Here is an 18,729-nt window from a genome sequence, read left to right on the forward strand (position 1 = left end):
GGCGAGGCGGTCACCGGCGTCCACCGACGAACGCGAGGGCGGCACCGGCGAGCAGCGTCAGCGCGGCGGCACCGGCCCGCTTGTACATGTGCGGCAGGTCCTTCGTCGTCACCACCGGGTCCGGCGGGAAGCCGTAGACCTCCGGCTCGTCCAGCAGCAGGAAGAACGCCCCGGTCCCTCCGACCCCGTCCTCGGGGTCGTTGCCGTAGAGCCGGGCGTCCATGATCCCCGCCTCGTGCAGCTGCTCGACCCGGGCGTTCGCCCGCTCGCGGAGCTCCTCGACGTCCCCGAACTGGATCGACTGGGTCGGGCACGCCTGCGCGCAGGCCGGGGTGCTGCCGGCACCCAGGCGGTCGTAGCAGAGCGTGCACTTCTGCGCGATGCCGACGTTCTTGGCGCCCTCGGGGCCCTTGCGGCGCTCGATCACGCCGTAGGGGCAGGCCGGGACGCAGTAGCCGCAGCCGTTGCAGATGTCGTCCTGCACGACGACCGTGCCGAACTCGGTGCGGAACAGCGAACCGGTCGGGCAGACGTCGAGGCACGCCGCGTGCGTGCAGTGCTTGCACACGTCGGAGGACATCAGCCAGCGGAAGTCGGGACGGTCGACGGCGTCGTCCTCCCCCGGCTCCGGCGGCACGCTACCGGGAGGCCCCATCGTCGGCATGCCGAGGGCGACGGCCTGGCGCCGCAGCCCGGACTCCTGCTCCCCCATCGGCTTCGCCTGCTCGATGAACGCGACGTGCCGCCACTGGTTCGCGTTCAGGGAGAAGCTGTTGTCGTACGACGAGCCGAGCATGTCGAAGTGCGTGGCCGGCACGTCGTTCCACTCCTTGCACGCCACCTCGCAGGCCTTGCAGCCGATGCAGATGCTCGTGTCGGTGAAGAACCCCTTGCGCTTGGGGTGGTCCTCGTCGTAGCCCGCGTCGGCCGCCGGGTCGACCGGACCGAAGAAGCTGCGCTCGCCTGCCATCATGAACCTCCCGTGGGGTCGGGCGTCTCGTCGCCGGAGTGCAGCATCCCGGCACCCGGCCCGGCGGTCACGATGGGCCGCACATGGTCGTCGTGCACGCCGGACCGGCGCTGGTAGCCCGCGACGAACGCGAGGAGGTCGGGGCCCGTCGGGCGGCGTCCTGGCAGGACGTCACAGGTGCCCACCTTGCTCTCCTGGATGAGGACGTTCGGGTCGAGCGCGATGCCGAAGAGGTCGTTGGCGGAGTCGCCGGTGACCATGCCACCCGTGCCCCAGTGGTACGGCAGCCACACCTGGTGGACGGTGCGACCCTCGACGCGCAGCGGCGACAGGCGGTCCGTCACCAGCACCCGCCCCTCGACAGCCGCGCGGGCCGTGACCACGTGGCACCAGCCACCGTTCTCCAGCCCGCGCTCCGCCGCGAGCTCGGGCGAGACCTCGACGAACATCTCCGGCTGCAGCTCCGCGAGCCGCGCGACGTAGCGGCTCATGCCACCGGCGGTGTGGTGCTCGGTCAACCGGCTGGTCGTGAAGACGTAGGGGAAGACCTCGGCGTGCGCCTCGGGCGGGCTGGGGTTCAGGCGGTTCGACGAACGGGCGTACTCCTTGCGCGTGGGGTTGGCCTGCTGCGCGTAGATCGGGTTCGGGAACGGCGACTCGACCGGTTCGTAGTGCGTCGGCAGCGGACCGTCGATGAGTCCCTTGGGGACGTAGAGGGACCCCTTCCCGTCGCCCTGCATGATGAACGGGTCCACCCCCTCGATCGCCGCGACCCCGTCGCTGCCCTCCGGCGCGCGGTAGGACGGCGCCTTGGTGACCTCGAAGTCGGGGACGTCGTGACCGGTCCACTCCCCCGCCTCACCGCGCTCGGCGTCCCACCAGACGTAGGCCTTGCGCTCGCTCCACGGCCTCCCCTCCGGGTCGGCGGAGGCGCGGTTGTACAGGGTGCGGCGGTTGGCCGGCCAGGCCCAGCCCCACTCGGGCGCCACGTAGCTCTGCTCCGACCCGGGCTTGCGCCGGGCCGCCTGGTTCACCCCGTCCTTGAACACCCCGGTGTAGATCCAGCAGCCGCCGATCGTCGACCCGTCCTCCTTCATCTCGGTGAAGGAGGAGAGCGGCCGGCGGGTCGCGACGTCGAAGCCGTTGATCTCCATGAGCACGGCCTCGGCGTCGGGGTCGTCCGTCTCGCCGACCATCGGGTAGTCCCACGCGAGGTCGAGCAGCGGTCGGTCGCGGTCCTCCGTGGACCCCGCCAGGCGCTCCCGGATCATCCGGCCGAGGTGGTAGAAGAACCACAGCTCCGAGCGGCAGTCGCCCGGCGGCTCGACGGCCTTCTCGCGCCACTGCAGCATGCGGTGGGTCTGGGTGAACGTGCCCTCCTTCTCCACGTGCGACGCGGCGGGCATGAGGAACACCTCGGTGCGGCACTCCTCGGGAACGATCTCCCCGGTCTCGACCTCCGGCGAGCTCTTCCAGAACGACGCGCTCTCGATCTCGAACAGGTCGCGCACCACCATGAAGTCCAGGTTGGCCATCCCCAGACGCTGCGCCTTGCCGTGCGCCGAGCCGACCGCAGGGTTCTGCCCGAGCAGGAAGTAGCCCTTCACCTTGCCGTCGATCATGTCGAGCACCGTGCGGTAGGTGCCGTGGTCGCCGGTGATCTTCGGCAGGTAGTCGAAGCAGAAGTCGTTCTCCGGCGTCGCGGCGTCGCCCCAGTAGGCCTTGAGCAGGCTCACGCCGTACGCGCGCGCGTTGGCCCAGTACCCCTTGGAGCCCGGGTGGCTGATCCCGTCGAGCCACTCGTCGAGGGAGTCGTCCTTGCCGGCGGTCGGCATCGGCAGGTAGCCCGGGAGCAGGTTGAACAGCGTCGGGATGTCCGTCGAGCCCTGGATGCTGGCGTGCCCGCGCAGCGCCATGATCCCGCCGCCGGGGCGCCCCATGTTGCCGAGGAGGAGCTGGAGGATGGCGCCGGTCCGGATGTACTGCACCCCCACGCTGTGCTGGGTCCAGCCCACGCTGTAGACGAGCGCCGTGGTGCGCTCGCGCCCGGAGTTCTCGGCGAAGGCCCGTGCCACCTCCAGGAAGGCCTCGGTCGAGACGCCACAGGTCTGCGAGACCAGCTCGGGGGTGTAGCGCGCGAAGTGCCGCTTGAGGATCTGGTAGACGCACCTCGGGTGCTGCAGGGTCTCGTCGCGCGGAGGGTCGCTCGTGACACCGGCTCCGTGCGTCTCGTGCTGCAGGCCACTGGCCGTCTCCCGCTGGAGGACGTGGTCCTGGTCCCCGCCGCCGTCCTCGGAGGTCTCGCTCCCCTCGTACTGCCAGCTCGTGGGGTCGTAGGTCCGGGTCTCGGGGTCGAAGCCGGAGAACAGCCCGTCGAGGTCGTCGGTGTCCTGGAAGTCCTCGCTGACGATGACCGCGGCGTTGGTGTAGGCCACGACGTACTCGCGGAAGTCGAGCTCGTTCTGCAGCACGTAGTTGATGACGCCGCCGAGGAACGCGATGTCCGTGCCGACGCGCAGCGGGACGAAGGTGTCGGCGAGCGCGCTGGTGCGCGTGAACCGGGGGTCGACGTGGATGACCCTGGCACCGCGCGCCTTGGCCTCCATCACCCACTGGAAGCCCACCGGGTGGGCCTCGGCCATGTTGGAGCCCTGGATGACGATGCAGTCCGCGTTGGCCAGGTCCTGGAGGAACCCGGTGGCGCCGCCGCGCCCGAACGAGGTCCCCAGACCGGGGACCGTCGCGGAGTGTCAAATACGCGCCTGGTTCTCGATCTGGATGGCGCCCATCGCGGTGAACAGCTTCTTGATGAGGTAGTTCTCCTCGTTGTCGAGGGTCGCCCCTCCGAGGCTCGCGATGCCCAGCGTCCGCCGGACCGTCTTGTCGTCGTCGAGGTCCTGCCACGAGTCGTTGCGTGCCTTGACCACCCGGTCGGCGATCATCTCCATCGCGACGTCGAGCTCGAGGTCCTCCCACTCGGTCCCGTAGGGCCTGCGGTAGCGCACCTTGGTCTCCCGCAGCGAGCTGGTGACGAGGTTCTTGCTCGCGGACCCCTTGGGGCACAGCCGGCCTCGGGAGACCGGGCTGTCGGGGTCGCCCTCGATCTGGACGACCTGCTCGTCCTTGACGTACACGCGCTGACCGCATCCCACCGCGCAGTACGGGCAGACGCTGCGGGCGACGCGGTCGGCGGTCTCGGTGCGGGCGGTGAGCTCCTCGGTGTGCCGGGAGCGGGCGGCCGGGCCGCGGCCGAGCGGGTCGGGCCCGGTGAGCTGGCGCACGACCGGCCAGGACAGGAACGTCTTGCTCAGCCCGTCACCGATGCCCATGCCACGCCTCCCCGTGGGTCGACCACCCGCTCCCTCGCAGGCGGTTCGGTGATCCTTGCAGACCTCTCATCCGTTGACGAGCGGGGACTCGCCGGGGGAACCGGCTCCCCGACCACGGCGATGCCCGGGCGGCTCCCCCGGTGGACGACGGACCCGAGGTGGCGGCGGGTGGCCACGCCGGCCACGGGGGCGGCGGCGAGTCCAGAGGTGCGCCTTCCCGGGCGAGGACGTACGGTGCGCCGGAGGTGACCGATATCACACGGTCATCGGACGCCGCGCCGGTCGTGCCGTCCGGTCACTCGTCCCGTCCGTCCCGGAGGTTCCGCTCGTGGCCGTACCTGCCTTCCTGGCCCGCGACCGCATCGTCGCCAGGCCGGGCTTCAACCGCTGGCTCATCCCGCCGGCCGCGCTCGCCGTCCACCTCAGCATCGGTCAGGCGTACGCCACCAGCGTCTACAAGGTGGCCCTCGTCGAGCACTTCGACGCGAGCCTCACCGCGATCGGCATCATCTTCTCGATCGCCATCGTGATGCTGGGCCTCTCGGCCGCCGTCTTCGGCACGTGGGTGGACACGAACGGCCCGCGCGCCGCGATGTTCACCTCCGCCGTGTTCTGGGTGAGCGGCTTCCTCGTCGGCTCCCTCGGCATCTACACCGAGCAGCTGTGGCTTCTGTACCTGGGCTACGGCTTCCTGGGCGGCATCGGCCTGGGCATCGGCTACATCTCCCCGGTCTCCACTCTGATCAAGTGGTTCCCGGACCGTCCCGGCCTCGCCACCGGCATGGCCATCATGGGCTTCGGTGGTGGCGCACTCATCGCCTCGCCGCTGTCCCGCCAGCTCATGAACTGGTACGACCCCAGCTACGACCCGGCCGTCGCCGGCACCGTGCCCAACGGCAACGCGGTGGCCGGGCTGTTCCTGACCCTGGCCGCGCTGTACGCGGTCTTCATGCTCTTCGGCGCGTTCATCATCCGGGTGCCGGCGCCGAACTGGCGGCCGCACGGGTTCGACCCGGCGACGGTCAAGAAGAAGGCGCTGGTCACCACCGAGAACGTCTCGGCCAACAACGCCATCAAGACGCCGCAGTTCTGGCTGCTGTGGACGGTGCTCTTCTGCAACGTGACCGCCGGCATCGGCATCCTCGAGCAGGCCGCGCCGATGATCCAGGACTTCTTCCGCCGGGGTGGCACCTCGCTGGTGCTGACCGCGACCGCCGCCGGCTTCGTCGGCCTGCTCTCGCTGTTCAACATGGGCGGCCGCTTCGTCTGGTCCTCGACGTCGGACTTCATCGGCCGCAAGCCGATCTACATGATCTACCTCGGCGGCGGCATGCTGCTGTACATCATCCTGGCCACTCTCGGCAGCGCGGCCACCTGGATCTTCGTGCTGACGGCCGCCATCATCATCAGCTTCTACGGCGGCGGCTTCGCCACGGTCCCGGCCTACCTGCGCGACCTGTTCGGCACCTATCAGGTGGGCGCCATCCACGGCCGGCTGCTGACCGCCTGGGCGGCCGCCGGTGTCGTGGGGCCGCTGATCGTCAACGGCGTCCTGGATGCCCGGGGAACGCCCGGCCAGCTCACCGCCGGTGACTACCGGCCCGCGCTGTTCATCATGGTCGGACTGCTGGCGGTGGGGTTCGTCGCCAATCTGCTGATCAGGCCGGTCGCCGAGAAGTGGTCTGAGCCGAAGGCCACCGACGTCCCCACCGCGGCGTCCACGACCGCAGATCGGAGCCTGACCCGATGAGCACTCCCGCATCGAGCCCCGGCGAGCAGCCGACCACCCACACCCCAGTCGGCCTCATCGCCTTCGCCTGGGCTCTGGTCAGCGTCCCGCTGGCCTACGGCCTGTACAACGCGGTGAGGGCTGCCGGCGCGCTGTTCGGCTGATCGTCCGGCTCCCCCTGCCGCGCCCCCGTCCGCTGCCGCGAGCGGGGGCGCAGCGCCGTGCTGTGCGCATCATCGGCGTCCCCCGCACGGCGCCTCACCGGGGGCAGCGCCGGCAGGTGGCCGCACAGCTCGTTGCCGTCCCGGCCGGCGGTGCCCCTTCCGCTGCAGGTGCACCTGCGTGCTCCGGGCCATGATCGACTGCACCCGGCCTTCGCCTCGCGGCGGTGCGCTGCAGCGCCGTCGCGGAGCTCGGGGCGCAACGCGAATACGGGCGGATCACCCCTAGCAGACCGACGAGCACGTCGTTCGGGCGGGAGACAAGCATGGTCTCGACAACTTCCCCAGCCGCGCCGACGGGCGACCCGGTCGTCGATGCCGACGGCCGGGGCGCCGGAGTGCCGCCTGGCCTGCTGACGGACCGGGTGTACCTCGACTACAACGCCACGACGCCGGTCGACACCCGGGTGGTGGACGCCTTGGTGTCGACCCTGCTCACCGACTTCGGGAACCCGTCCAGCACTCACGCGTACGGGCTGGCCGCCGCAGAGGCGCTGGCGCGCGCCCGCGAGCAGGTGGCTCGGCTGATCGGTGTGCCCGCGGGACGGCTGACGTTCACCGGTAGCGGGACGGAAGCGGACGCGCTGGCGATCCGCGGGGTCGTGGCAGCAGCGGTCGACGCGGGCACCCGTGCACCGCACGTCATCACCCAGGCCACCGAGCACCCCGCCGTGCTGGCGGCGTGCCGCTCGGCGGTGGCCCACCATGGCGCGCGGTTGACCGTCCTGCGGGTCGACGAGCTCGGGCGAGTGAGCCCCGAGGACCTCCGCGAGGCCGTCGGAGAGAAGACGGTGCTGGTCTCGGTGATGCACGCGAACAACGAGACCGGAACCATGCAGCCGATCGCCGAGCTCGCGCAGATCGCGCACGAGGCGGGTGCGCTGTTCCACACGGACGCCGCCCAGACGGTGGGCAAGCTCCCGCTGGATGCGAGCAGCTTCGGTGTGGACCTGCTGACCCTGGTGGGGCACAAGATGTACGCCCCCAAGGGCATCGCCGCGCTGTACGTCCGTGATGGCGTGCCAGTCACCCCGCTCATCGGTGGTGGTGGGCAGGAGTGGGGCATGCGCCCCGGAACGGAGAACGTGGCCTACGCCGTCGCGCTGGGTGTCGCGGCGGAGCTGGCGGGTGCGGAGCTGGCCAACGGTGCTCCCGGGCGTCTGGCGGCCCTGCGGGACCATCTGCACCGGCGGCTGGAGGTCGCTCTGCCAGGTCGGGTGCACCTCAACGGAGACCCTGAGCGGCGCCTGCCCCACACGCTCAACGTCAGCATCGACGGCACCCGGTCCCACGAGCTCCTCGACACCTGTGGGCACGTGGCGGCGTCCGCCGGATCGGCATGCCACGCCGGTCGCCAGCAGGCGTCGCCCGTGCTCACCGCGATGGGTCTGCCGCCGACCCGGGGGCTGTCCGCGCTCAGGCTCACCATCGGCCGGTGGACGACCGCCGCCGACATCGACAGAGCGTCCGACGAGCTCGTGCGCGCGGTCCTCGGCCGGTGCCGCCGGCCCTGAGCTGCAGCTCTCTCGCCATCGACCCGGCACTCCTGGCGACCACCTGCGGCGCCGCGGGCGGTCCGGCGATCCTCGCTGACCGCCTATCGGATGACGAGCGGGAGCTCGCCGGCGGGGATCAGCTCGCCGATGACGGGATGCCCGGGTAGCTCCCCGGCGACCAGGAGCCCCCCGGAGGTCTGGGCGTCGGCGAGCAACAGCAGCTCGTCGTCGTCCACCCCGGCGTCCAGATGGGGGCGGACCCAGTCCAGGTTGCGCCGGCTCCCGCCCGGCACGAAGCCCTGCGCGAAGGACTCCCGGGCATCGGCGAGGTAGGGCACCGCGGCCGCGTCCACGACGGCGGTGACGCCGCTGGCGCGCGCCATCTTGTAGAGATGACCGAGCAGGCCGAAGCCGGTGACGTCCGTGGCGGCCCGGATGCCCGCGGCGAGGGCCGCCCGGGAGGCATCGCGGTTCAGGGTGACCATGGTCTCGACGGCCTGCTCGAAGCGCTGCCCGGTCGCCTTGTGCCGGTTGTTGAGGATGCCCAGCCCGAGGGGCTTGGTCAGGGTCAACGCGGCACCGGGGGTCGCGGCGTCGTTGCGCAGCAGGGTGTCAGCGGTGCCGAAGCCGGTGACGGCCAGGCCGTACTTGGGCTCCGGGTCGTCGATGCTGTGCCCGCCGGCCAGGTGCACGCCGGCTTCCTGGCAGATGTCGGCGCCGCCTCGCAGCACCTCGGCGGCGAGCTCGAACGGGATCCTTGCGCGCGGCCACCCCAGCAGGTTGATCGCCAGCAGCGGCTCACCCCCCATCGCGTAGACGTCGGACAGGGCGTTGGCGGCGGCGATCCGGCCCCAGTCGTAGGCGTCGTCCACGACCGGGGTGAAGAAGTCGGCGGTCGCGATCACCGCACGCCCGCCCGGGCCCGCGTCGATCCGCACGGCGGCGCCGTCGTCCCCGTGCTCGAGGCCCACGATGAGGTCACCGACCCCGGTCCCGGCCGCGCGGCCGCCCGGCAGGTCCGCCAGCACGCGCTCGAGCTCGCCGGGCGGCACCTTGCAGGCGCACCCACCACCGGCGGCGTACTGGGTCAGGCGAACGTCGACGAGCTCGCTGGTCATCGGGCCAGGCTAGGAGGTGCGTCAAGGTCGCGCGTCCCTAGGATGACCGCGGAGGCGTTCCTCGTCTGGTGACGGGCGCGGTCTTCAACACCGTAGTGACCGAGCATCTCGGTCAGGCGGGTTCGATTCCCGTCCGCCTCCGCCAGACGGTGTGTCCCTGGGCCGGCTCCGGTCCGACGTCGGCCGGAGGTGGCACGTGACGGACCCGCACGTGACGGACCCGCGCCGTGCCACGCCCCGCGCCGACGCCGTGCTGGCCGACCCGCGGCTGCAGGAGGCGGCGCGGCGCCTGGGCACCGCTGCGGTCAAGCGCGTCGTGGCGACGACGCTCGACCGCTGCCGGGCCGGCGAGATCGCCCCGGGGGACGTCGTGCCGCAGGCGGTGGCGGACCTCCCGCGGCACGCGACGGCCCTGCGCCGCGTCGTCAACGCCACCGGGGTCGTCGTGCACACCAACCTCGGGCGGGCGCCGCTCTCGGCGGCAGCCGTCGAGGCGCTGGGCGTGGTGGCCGGCACGACCGACGTCGAGCTCGACCTGGCGACCGGTCGGCGGGCACGGCGCGGGCGCTCGGCGATGGCGGCGCTCGCCGCGGCGGTGCCCGACGCCGGTGCGGTGCACGTCGTCAACAACGGCGCCGCGGCCCTCGCCCTGGTCACCTGCGCCCTCGCGTCCGGCCGGGAGATCGTCGTCGCGCGCGGGGAGCTTGTGGAGATCGGTGACGGCTTCCGCATCCCGGAGCTGCTGGAGTCCCTGGGTGCCCGGCTGCGCGAGGTCGGGACGACGAACCGCGTCCGTCTGGCCGACTACGCCGCCGCCGTCGGCGAGCGGACCGCGTTCGTGCTCAAGGTCCACCCGTCGAACTTCGTCGTCTCCGGCTTCACCTCGTCCGTCGCGATCTCCGAGCTCGCCTCGCTGCCGGTGCCCGTGGTCGCCGACATCGGCTCGGGGCTGCTCACGCCGCACCCCCGGCTCCCGGACGAGCCGAGCGCCGCGTCGGCCCTGCGCGCGGGCGCCGACCTCGTGACCGCCTCGGGGGACAAGCTCCTCGGCGGCCCGCAGTGCGGGCTGATGCTGGGGCGTGCCGACCTCGTCGAGGCGTTGCGGCGGCACCCGTTCGCGCGGGCGCTCCGGGTGGACAAGCTGACGCTCGCCGCTCTCGAGGCCACCCTCACCGGACCACCGGCGCCGGTCGTCACCGCGCTCTCCACCAGCCCTGCCGTCCTCCTGGAGCGGGCGGAGGCGGTCGCCGCGCGGCTGTCACCCACCGTCGACGCGGCGGCCGTGCCGTCCCGCGCCGCGGTGGGCGGCGGGGGTGCTCCCGAGGTCGCGCTGCCCAGCGCGGCCGTCTCCCTGCCCGCCCACCTGGCAGGCCCGCTGCGGCTCGACCCGGACCAGCCGGTGATGGGCCGGGTCGAGCGCGGCCGGCTGCTGCTGGACCTGATCGCCGTCCCCGCCGAGGACGACGCGCTCCTGGTGGACGCCGTGCTGCGGGTCGCGTCCCACCGCGACCTCCCGGACCCGGCCTAGTGCACGTCGTCGCCACGGCCGGACATGTGGACCACGGCAAGTCCGCCCTGGTCCGGGCGCTGACCGGCACCGATCCCGACCGCCTGGAGGAGGAGCGCCGGCGCGGTCTGTCGATCCGGCTGGGCTACGCCTGGACCTCCCTGCCCGGCGCCGGCGACGTCGCCTTCGTCGACGTGCCCGGCCACGAGCGGTTCATCACCACCATGTTGGCCGGGGTGGGACCGGTACCGGCCGTGCTGTTCGTGGTCGCCGCCGACGACCTCTGGATGCCCCAGGCCGCCGAGCACCTGGCAGCCCTCGACGCCCTGCAGGTGCAGCACGCCGTCGTGGCGGTCACGCGCAGCGACCTCGCCGACCCTGCCCCGGCCGAGGCCCGGGTCGCGGCGCAGCTCGACGGCACCTCGCTGCAGGGCTCCCCCGTCGTGCCGGTGAGCAGCCGCACGGGCAGCGGGCTCCCCGTCCTGCGGGCCAGGCTGGTCGAGCTGGTCACCCACGTGCCGGTCCCCGATCCCCACGCCGACGTGAGGCTGTGGGTCGACCGCCGCTTCACGATCAGCGGGGCGGGGACGGTCGTGACCGGCACGCTCCCGGCCGGGACCGTCGCGGTCGGTGACCGCCTCGGCACCGGGACGGGGACGGTCCGGGTGCGGGGCGTCCAGACGCTCGGGCGGACGGTGGAGTCGGTGTCCGGGCTGGCCCGGGTCGCGCTCAACGTCTCGGGTGACGTGACGGACCTCGATCGGACCGGCTGCCTGACCACACCCGGCGCGCACCGCTGGACCGAGGTGATCGACGTCCGCCTCGTCGGCGAGGTGGACCGCCTGCCGCTGCAGCCGATGCTGCACGTCGGCGCCATGTCGCTCACGGTGCGGTGCCGGCCGCTGGCCGACGACCTGGTGCGCCTCACCCTGCCGCAGCCGCTGCCGCTGCGCGTGGGGGACCGGGCACTCGTGCGGGACCCGGGCAGCCGGCAGGTGTGGGGCGTGCAGGTCCTGGACCCGCTGCCGCCGCCGCTACGCCGGCGGGGCGCGGCGCTCGACCGGGCCCGCGCACTGCGCGCCGTCAGCGGCGAGCCGGACCTCGTCTCCGAGGTGGACCGACGCCAGGTGGTGGACGTCGACACCCTGCGCCAGGTCGGGGTCCCCGACCTCGCGGCCCCCGGTCCCGTCGTCAGGGCCGGACGCTGGGTGATGAGTGCCGGCCGGGCGGAGCTCGCCGCCGGCCAGGTCCTGCAGACCCTGGCCGAGCACGACCGCGCGCACCCGCTGGAGCGGGGGCTGCCCCTGACGGTGCTGGCCGACCGGGTCGGGCTGCCGTCCCCCGACCTCGTCGCCGCCGTGGTGCGCGAGCCCCTCCGGGTGGTGGGCGGTCGCGTGATGGCCGCGGCGGTCGACGTCCTCCCCGCGGAGCTCGAGCGGGCCCTCGCGACGCTGGCCGACGACCTGGCCGGTAACCCGTTCCAGGCGCCCACCGCCGACCGGCTCCGCGACCTCGGGCTCGACGCGGCTCGGGTCGCCGCAGCGGCGAAGGCGGGCCGGCTGCTGCGGCTCGCACCGGGCATCGTGCTGATGCCCGACGCCGACAGGCGCGCGGTGGACGCGCTGACCGACCTGCCCCAGCCGTTCACGACCAGCGAGGCGCGGTCGCGGCTGGGGACCAGCCGCCGGGTCGTCCTCCCCCTCCTGGAGCACCTCGACCGTGCGCGGCTCACCCGACGGCTCCCCGACGACCGGCGGGTCGTGCTCTAGGTCGCGGCCGACCCCGGGCGGCCACCGGCGCGCAGCCAGGCCTGGAACCCCCCGACCAGGTCCGTCGCACGGACGCAACCGAGCCGGCGCAAGGTGGCCGCAGCCAGGCTCGAGCTGTAGCCCTCGTTGCAGACGACGATGATGCGACGGTGAGGGTCGTCGGCGTCGGGCAGCCGGTGGGGGCTCGTCGGGTCGAGTCTCCACTCCAGCACGTTGCGGTCGACCACCACGGCACCGGGCAGCGCGCCGTCTCTCAGCCTCTGCTCGGCGGGGCGCGTGTCCACCACCAGCGCCCCCGCGTCGATCTCCGCGGCGAGCTCGCCCACGTCGACGCGGTCGAGCCCCGCCCGCGCCTGCGCCAGCAGGCGGTCGATGGAGGCGGTCGCCTTTCCCCGAGATCCCGGCACGTGCCCAGCATCCCCTGAGCGCACGCGACGTGGGCTCGAATCGGACACGGCGCCCTCCGGGGGAACGGAGCCGGTCGCGTTCTGCGCACGTCACGGGGCCTAGATGCCAAGATCGCGACCATGACTGATCTCGACGGGTGCGCTGCGCCAGGCCACCGGTCAGCGTGAACCGGGACGACGCCCCCGACTACCAGGCCGTCTTCGCGGGGCTGCCGGCTGCGCTGCTGCTGATGACGACGGACTGGCGGGTCGTCGACGTGAGCACGGCCTATCTGGACCTGCTGGGCCGGAGCCGCGAGGACCTGATCGGTCGCGACGTCTTCGAGGTCTTCCCGCCCGCCCCCGATGCCCTCGACGAGGACGGCGTCCACCCGCTCCAGCGGTCCTTCCAGGCGGCTCACGACACCGGACGGCCGCAGGTGCTGCCGCTGTTCCAGTACGACGTGGTCGAGCCGGAGACCGGCGGCACCGCCGCTCGCTACTGGTCGCTGGTCGCCGCTCCGCTCCCGGACGTCGACGGGCGCTCGTCACTGGTCGTGCAGCGGATCGAGGACGTCACCGACTACGTCCAGCAGAGGGACACCCACCACGCCGAGCTCGAGCAGGGAAGGCAGTGGCGCGAGCGTGCCGAGCTGGTCGAGGCGGACCTGTACGCCCGGATGCAGCAGATCGCCGCCGCGCTGGACGCCAAGGACATGGCCGCGACCCGCCTCGCGCGGCTGGGGCAGATCGCGCTCCGGCTGACCGGCGCGCGGGACGTCGCCGACCTGGAACGGATCGTCGTGGGTGAGGGCCTGGTCGTGCTGGGCGCCGACGGCGGGGCGATCCTGTCCCGCGCCGAGGACGGCAGCTGGCGGGCGACGATCAGCAGCACGCTCGGCACCCGGACCCAGATCGACTACGCCTGGTTCCCCTACGACAGCGCCAACCCGGCGGCGTGGACCGCCCGCACGGGGCAGCGGCTGATCCTGCCGACCGTCGCCGACGGGCTGGCCTTCGACCCGGTGATGGAGGAGGTCTACCGGGTCACCGGCCGCCGGGGCTGGGTCGCGCTCCCCCTGCAGGTCCGCGAGGAGTGCCTGGGCAGCCTTGCCGTGGCATGGCTGGACGAGCACGAGCCCAGCAGTGACGAGCTCGACGTCCTGAACACCTTCGCGGCTCAGTGCGCGCAGGCGCTGGACCGCCTGCAGGCGCTGGACGCCGAGCGGGCGGCCGCGTCCGCCGTCGCGCGGATGTCCGAGTCGCTCCAGCGCTCGCTGCTCAGTGCACCCCCGCAGCCGCCGGGCCTGCAGATCGCCGTGCGGTACTCCCCTGCCGCGCGCGACGCCGAGGTGGGCGGCGATTGGTACGACGCGTTCGTCACGCCCGACGGGACGGTCCACCTCGTCGTCGGGGACGTCAGCGGCCACGACCGGGAGGCGGCAGCGTCCATGGCACAGGTCCGCAACGTCCTGCGAGGGATCGCGTACGCCGTCACGGAACCCCCCGCCGTGGTCCTGTCGTGGCTGGACCGCGCCGTGCGGGACCTGCAGGACGGCGTCCTCGCCACCGCCGTGCTCGCGCAGGTGGGACCGGCCGGTCCCGGGCTGCCCGCCGGGCACCGGCGTCTCATGTGGTCCAACGCCGGCCACCCGCCTCCCGTCCTCGTCGGCCCCGACGGGCACGTGGAGCTGCTCAGCAGCGACCCGGAGCTCATGCTCGGCGTCCGGCCCGAGGCCCCCAGGGGCGACCACCACGTCGACCTCCAGCCGGGGTCCACCGTCCTGATCTACACCGACGGGCTCGTGGAGCGACGCAACCAGGGCATCGACGCGAGCATCTCCGGCCTCCTGGACCGCGTCGGCGACCTCGCGGACCTGCCGCTGGAGGCGTTCTGCGACGCCGTCCTGTCGATGCCGCATCCCACCGAGGACGACATCGTGCTCCTGGCCGTCCGGCTCGACCCGTAGCCGCTGGCACGCGACGGGGCGAGCGGCGCGGTGCGCCCGTGGCCTGACCGGTCGCCCGCCGATGTTGACGCAAAGGGTGCAGTGCGCTTCACTGTTTGCCTCGGAGGGGAGTAGCCCCGACGCTCCTGTCGTCAGTACGGCACCTCAGGACGGTGACCCGGCGGAGCGGCCCGGTGACGGGTCGGCAAGACCTCCGGTCAGTGACTCGACCGGAGGTGGTGCTCTCATGCACGTCCCGTTCTGGGGGTGGGCGGCGGTCCTCGCCGTCATCGTGGTCATGCTCGCGATCGACCTGCTCGCCCACCGCAGGGCGCACGTCATCGCCGTCCGCGAGGCCGCCGCGTGGTCGGCGGTGTGGGTCGCCACGGGCGTGGCGTTCGGCGCGCTGGTGTGGTGGCGGTACGGCGCCGAGCTGGGCCAGCAGTACTTCGCCGGCTACCTCATCGAGAAGTCGCTCGCCGTGGACAACGTGTTCGTCTGGGCGATCGTCTTCACGTACTTCGCGGTGCCGCGTGAGTACCAGCACCGGGTGCTGTTCCTGGGCGTGCTCGGGGCGCTGGTGCTGCGCGGCGGCTTCATCGCGGCCGGGTCCGTGCTGATCGCCACCTTCTCGTGGGTGCTGTACCTGTTCGCCGCGTTCCTCGTCTACACCGGTGTGCGGATGGTCCGTCACCGCGACGAGCACGTCGACCCGACCTCGTCCCGCGCGCTGCGGCTGTTCCGTCGCTGGGTCCCGATGACCGACGCGTACCACGGCCAGCGTCTGGTCGTCCGCAAGGGCGGGATCGTGCTCGCCACCCCGCTGCTGGCCGTGCTGGTGCTGGTGGAGGTCACCGACGTCGTGTTCGCGGTCGACTCCATCCCGGCCATCTTCGCGGTGACGGACGAGGCCTTCCTGGTCTTCACCGCCAACGCGTTCGCGATCCTGGGCCTGCGGGCGATGTACTTCCTGCTGGCCGACCTCATGCACCGCTTCGTGTACCTCAAGCTGGGTCTGGCCCTGGTGCTGGTCTGGGTCGGGATCAAGATGCTGCTCAAGGTCGACGTGCTCTACGTGCCCACGACGGTGTCGTTGGCGGTCATCACGACCATCCTCACGGTCTCCGTCGTGGCGAGCCTCCGGGCGACCCGCGGGCAGGGGCGCCGCGCCCTCGCGCCCGTCACCGAGCCGCCGTTCCGCACCGCCACCGAGGCGGAGCTCGCCGCGCTCGAGCCGCTGTGGCGGCGCCGTCGCGGGCCGTCCGACGACCGTCCGGGCGCGCAGGAGGGTGCCGAGCCCGACCCGGTGTCGCGTCCGATCGGCTGACACCGACGCGGCTCCGGTCGGTGCCACCATGGCACCGGCCGGGGCCGCCGCACCGGCGGTGCGGAAGCGGGGACATCTGCCATGCTGCCTCCCGTCCGACGACCGGCCCATGGGGAGGTGGCCGCCGTGAGCGCGCACTGGACGTTCCTGACCAACCACGCCCATCTGCTGCTGGCCGTGGCGCGGGACCCGGACGTGCGGGTGCACGACCTGGCTGGTGTCGTCGGCATCAGCGAGCGGGCGGCGCTGATGATCCTCGAGGACCTCGAGCACGCCGGCTACCTCGAACGGCAGCGGATCGGCCGGCGCAACCGGTACACCGTCCATCCGCACCGTCCGTTCCGCCATCCCACCACGGCCGCGCACGACGTCGACGAGCTGCTGGCGATCTTCACGGGCCGGCCCGGCGACACCGGCGCCGGGCCGGCGACCGGCACCGACGCGCACCGCTGCCCCGATCGGGACTGACCGGGGAGGGATCCCCGGCATGGCTGGTGATCCCGGTCGTCGCCGCCGTGGTGTCCGTCCTCGCCGCCCGCCGTCAGGGGCGTGAGGGAGCGGCCGCCGTCCGCCCGTCGCGGGACCACAGCGCATGGGGCAGGGTGACCCGGTGACCAGTCGACCTCCGGCGGCGCCGGACCTGCGGGCGCTGTACCAGCCGATCGTGGACCTGCGCAGCGGGCGCGTGGTGGCGGCGGAGGGCCTGATCCGGGGTGCGCGCGGTTCGACGAGCGTCTCGCCCGCCGAGCTGTTCGCCGAGGCCGGTCGGGAGGGGCCCGCAGCGGTGCTGCGCCTCGACGAGGCGTGCCTGCGGTGCGTCATCGGCTCGGCCTCCGCGTTGGGCGCCGACGCGACGTTGTTCGTCAACGTTGAGCCGGCCACCTTGGCGGTGCTCTCCCGCAGGACCGTGGCCGAGCTGGCGGCGCGACTGCCTCCGGGCGTGCAGGTCGTCGTCGAGGTGACCGAGCGTGGTCTGCTGAGCCAGCCTGCCCAGCTGCTCGCCGGGGTGCAGCGGGTGCGGGAGCTGGGCTGGCGGATCGCCGTCGACGACGTGGGGGCGGAGCCGTCCGCGCTGGCGCTGATGCCGTTCCTGCGCCCTGACGTGATCAAGCTGGACCTGGCCCTGGTCCGCGCACGGCCGACCCTGAACGTGGCGGCCATCGTCAACGCCGTCAACGCCGCGGCTCAACGCTCGGGCGCGCTCGTGCTGGCGGAGGGCATCGAGACCGCCGAGCACCTGAGGCGTGCACTGAGCCTGGGAGCGACGCTCGGCCAGGGGTGGCACTTCGCCCACCCCGGTCCCCTGGCACAGCACCGCGGCTCCGCGCTGCGCCTGCCCCCCGCACCGGAGCCGCCACCCGTGGCCGTGAGCCCCTTCGAGCTGATCAGCCGCAGCGTGCCGGCGCAGCCGACCACTCCCGCCCTGCTCGCGCCGCTGACCCGGCAGGTGGAGCGGCAGGCGATGCTCCTGGACGACATGTCCGTCGTGCTCGCGTGCTTCCAGCACGTCCGGTTCGTCACCCCCTCCACCCTCCGCCGCTACGAGTCGTTGGGGATGACCACTGCGCTGACGGTGATCTTCGCTCCCGGGGTGCGGCCCGAACCCGTGCCCGGCGTCCTCGGCACAGCCCTGCACGAGAGCGACCCGCTGGCTCAGGAGTGGGTCGTCACCGTGGTCAGCCCGCACTTCGCCGCTGCCCTGGCCGCGCGGGATGTGAGCGCGTCGGCAGGCGCCGGCCAGGACGATCCGGTCGTCGGCCCGGGGACGGCGACGCAGCCGGCTGGGGCGCACCCGGGCGGGCAGCCGCGCCGCATGGAGTACGTGCTGACCTACGACCGTGACCAGGTCGTCGCAGCCGCCACGCTGCTCATGGCCAAGGTGCAGGCACGCACCCCGACCAGCCGCAGGCCCGGTCCGCGCACGGCTCAGGGACCTGTCCCCGCTCCCGGGGCACCGGTGCACGCAGGGCGCCACCCCGGCGGCGACTCGCCTGCGGAGGCCCGCACCGAGGCACCCGGCGGTGCCACGGTGCTGCATGGCGTGCCGAAGGCGGAGCTCCCTGCGCTGCTGACACGAGCGATCTCCACGGCGAGCAACGGCATCGTCATCGCCGACGCCCGGGCGCACGACATGCCGCTGGTCTACGTCAACGCCGCGTTCGAGCAGATGACCGGCTACACCCAGGAGGAGGTCCTGGGCCGGAACTGCCGCCTGCTGCAGGGACCCGCAACCGACCCCACCCTGACCCGGGTGATCGGGAGCCGCCTGATCGCCGGGCGCGACGCCCACGTCACCCTGCTGAACTACCGACGCGACGGCACCACCTTCTGGAACGAGATCACCATCAGCCCGGTGAGCGACGCGCACGGCCACGTCACCCACTTCATCGGCAACCAGGTCGACGTCAGCGACCGCGTCGACCGCGAGGAGCGCACCACCTACCTCGCGTACCACGACCCGTTGACGGGGCTGCCCAACAGGGCGAACGTGCTCGAGACCCTGGACCGGGAGCTGCGCCGCAGCGCACGGTCCGGAGCTGGCGTCGCCGTCGTCTTCATCGACCTCGACCGCTTCAAGGAGATCAACGACGCCTTCGGTCACGCCGTCGGGGACCAGACGCTCATCGAGGCGGCGCACCGGCTGGGCTCGGTCGTCCGTTCCGGCGACATGCTCGCCCGCCTGAGCGGCGACGAGTTCCTCCTGGTTCTGACCGACCTGCCCGCCGGCCGCAGCGACTCGGTGCGCCGTGTGGTCGAGCACCTGCACGCCGCGCTCCACCCGGCCGTCGAGATCGCGGGGAGCAGCCTGACGCTCACCGCCGGGATCGGCTTCGCCTTCTCACCCGACGACGGCACGGACGCGGCGGCCCTGATCGACATCGCCGACGCGCGGATGTACCAGGCCAAGAGAGCCACCTGACCGGAACC

At 72.9% G+C, this 18,729-nt stretch carries 13 protein-coding genes and 1 tRNA gene; 10 read left to right on the forward strand and 4 right to left on the reverse strand.

What is annotated here, in order from left to right:
• Positions 1–10: 10 nt before the first annotated feature.
• Together CAE01nite_RS09335 and fdh are read right to left on the reverse strand one after the other, a co-directional pair.
• Positions 11–973, reverse strand: a complete 963-nt coding sequence (locus tag CAE01nite_RS09335; protein ID WP_246131117.1) for a 4Fe-4S dicluster domain-containing protein — start codon at positions 971–973, stop codon at positions 11–13.
• Positions 970–4,299, reverse strand: a complete 3,330-nt coding sequence (gene fdh, locus CAE01nite_RS09340) for a formate dehydrogenase (RefSeq protein ID WP_186816487.1) — start codon at positions 4,297–4,299, stop codon at positions 970–972. The genes CAE01nite_RS09335 and fdh overlap by 4 nt, the downstream gene beginning before the upstream one ends.
• 328 nt (positions 4,300–4,627) lie before the next feature.
• Between fdh and CAE01nite_RS09350 the strand changes: the two genes are divergently transcribed.
• The 3 genes from CAE01nite_RS09350 (at position 4,628) to CAE01nite_RS09355 (ending at position 7,763) form a co-directional block, all read left to right on the forward strand.
• The gene (locus CAE01nite_RS09350; RefSeq protein ID WP_146903195.1) at positions 4,628–6,049 is read left to right on the forward strand and encodes an OFA family MFS transporter; all 1,422 of its coding nucleotides are present in this window, start codon (positions 4,628–4,630) and stop codon (positions 6,047–6,049) included.
• Entirely contained in the window at positions 6,046–6,192 is a 147-nt protein-coding gene (locus tag CAE01nite_RS18100) for an MFS transporter small subunit (protein ID WP_186816488.1), read from the forward strand. The genes CAE01nite_RS09350 and CAE01nite_RS18100 overlap by 4 nt, the downstream gene beginning before the upstream one ends.
• Before the next feature lie 323 nt (positions 6,193–6,515).
• A complete protein-coding gene (locus tag CAE01nite_RS09355) occupies positions 6,516–7,763 on the forward strand; it encodes a cysteine desulfurase family protein (protein ID WP_146903198.1) in 1,248 nt (415 codons plus the stop codon).
• 83 nt (positions 7,764–7,846) lie between these two features.
• Here CAE01nite_RS09355 and selD read toward each other — a convergent pair whose 3' ends face one another.
• Positions 7,847–8,863: a selenide, water dikinase SelD gene (gene selD, locus CAE01nite_RS09360; protein WP_146903201.1), complete on the reverse strand. Its 1,017-nt coding sequence runs from the start codon at positions 8,861–8,863 to the stop codon at positions 7,847–7,849.
• 50 nt (positions 8,864–8,913) lie between these two features.
• Between selD and CAE01nite_RS09365 the strand changes: the two genes are divergently transcribed.
• The 3 genes from CAE01nite_RS09365 to selB all read left to right on the forward strand — a co-directional run bounded on the left by CAE01nite_RS09365 (position 8,914) and on the right by selB (position 12,139).
• Positions 8,914–9,008 (forward strand) — tRNA-Sec (locus CAE01nite_RS09365).
• Between the two features lie 51 nt (positions 9,009–9,059).
• Positions 9,060–10,391, forward strand: a complete 1,332-nt coding sequence (gene selA, locus CAE01nite_RS09370) for an L-seryl-tRNA(Sec) selenium transferase (protein ID WP_222595869.1) — start codon at positions 9,060–9,062, stop codon at positions 10,389–10,391.
• Positions 10,391–12,139, forward strand: a complete 1,749-nt coding sequence (selB, locus tag CAE01nite_RS09375) for a selenocysteine-specific translation elongation factor (protein ID WP_146903204.1) — start codon at positions 10,391–10,393, stop codon at positions 12,137–12,139. The genes selA and selB overlap by 1 nt, the downstream gene beginning before the upstream one ends.
• Here the strand turns inward: selB and CAE01nite_RS09380 are convergent.
• Positions 12,136–12,546 (reverse strand): rhodanese-like domain-containing protein, encoded by a 411-nt coding sequence (locus CAE01nite_RS09380; protein ID WP_222595870.1) that lies wholly within the window; start codon positions 12,544–12,546, stop codon positions 12,136–12,138. The genes selB and CAE01nite_RS09380 overlap by 4 nt on opposite strands.
• 164 nt (positions 12,547–12,710) lie before the next feature.
• On the opposite strand from CAE01nite_RS09380, the gene CAE01nite_RS09385 reads away from it, so the two are divergent.
• From CAE01nite_RS09385 to CAE01nite_RS09400, 4 genes are all read left to right on the forward strand, one after another.
• A complete protein-coding gene (locus tag CAE01nite_RS09385; protein ID WP_146903210.1) occupies positions 12,711–14,495 on the forward strand; it encodes a SpoIIE family protein phosphatase in 1,785 nt (594 codons plus the stop codon).
• 226 nt (positions 14,496–14,721) lie between these two features.
• The gene (locus CAE01nite_RS09390) at positions 14,722–15,801 is read left to right on the forward strand and encodes a TerC family protein (RefSeq protein ID WP_146903213.1); all 1,080 of its coding nucleotides are present in this window, start codon (positions 14,722–14,724) and stop codon (positions 15,799–15,801) included.
• Positions 15,802–15,927: 126 nt separating this feature from the next.
• Positions 15,928–16,269: a helix-turn-helix transcriptional regulator gene (locus CAE01nite_RS09395; protein WP_307724987.1), complete on the forward strand. Its 342-nt coding sequence runs from the start codon at positions 15,928–15,930 to the stop codon at positions 16,267–16,269.
• Positions 16,270–16,411: 142 nt separating this feature from the next.
• Positions 16,412–18,721: a diguanylate cyclase domain-containing protein gene (locus CAE01nite_RS09400; RefSeq protein ID WP_186816489.1), complete on the forward strand. Its 2,310-nt coding sequence runs from the start codon at positions 16,412–16,414 to the stop codon at positions 18,719–18,721.
• Positions 18,722–18,729 lie beyond the last annotated feature (8 nt).

Source organism: Cellulomonas aerilata (assembly GCF_007991755.1).
GTDB classification, from domain to species: Bacteria; Actinomycetota; Actinomycetes; order Actinomycetales; family Cellulomonadaceae; genus Pengzhenrongella; species Pengzhenrongella aerilata.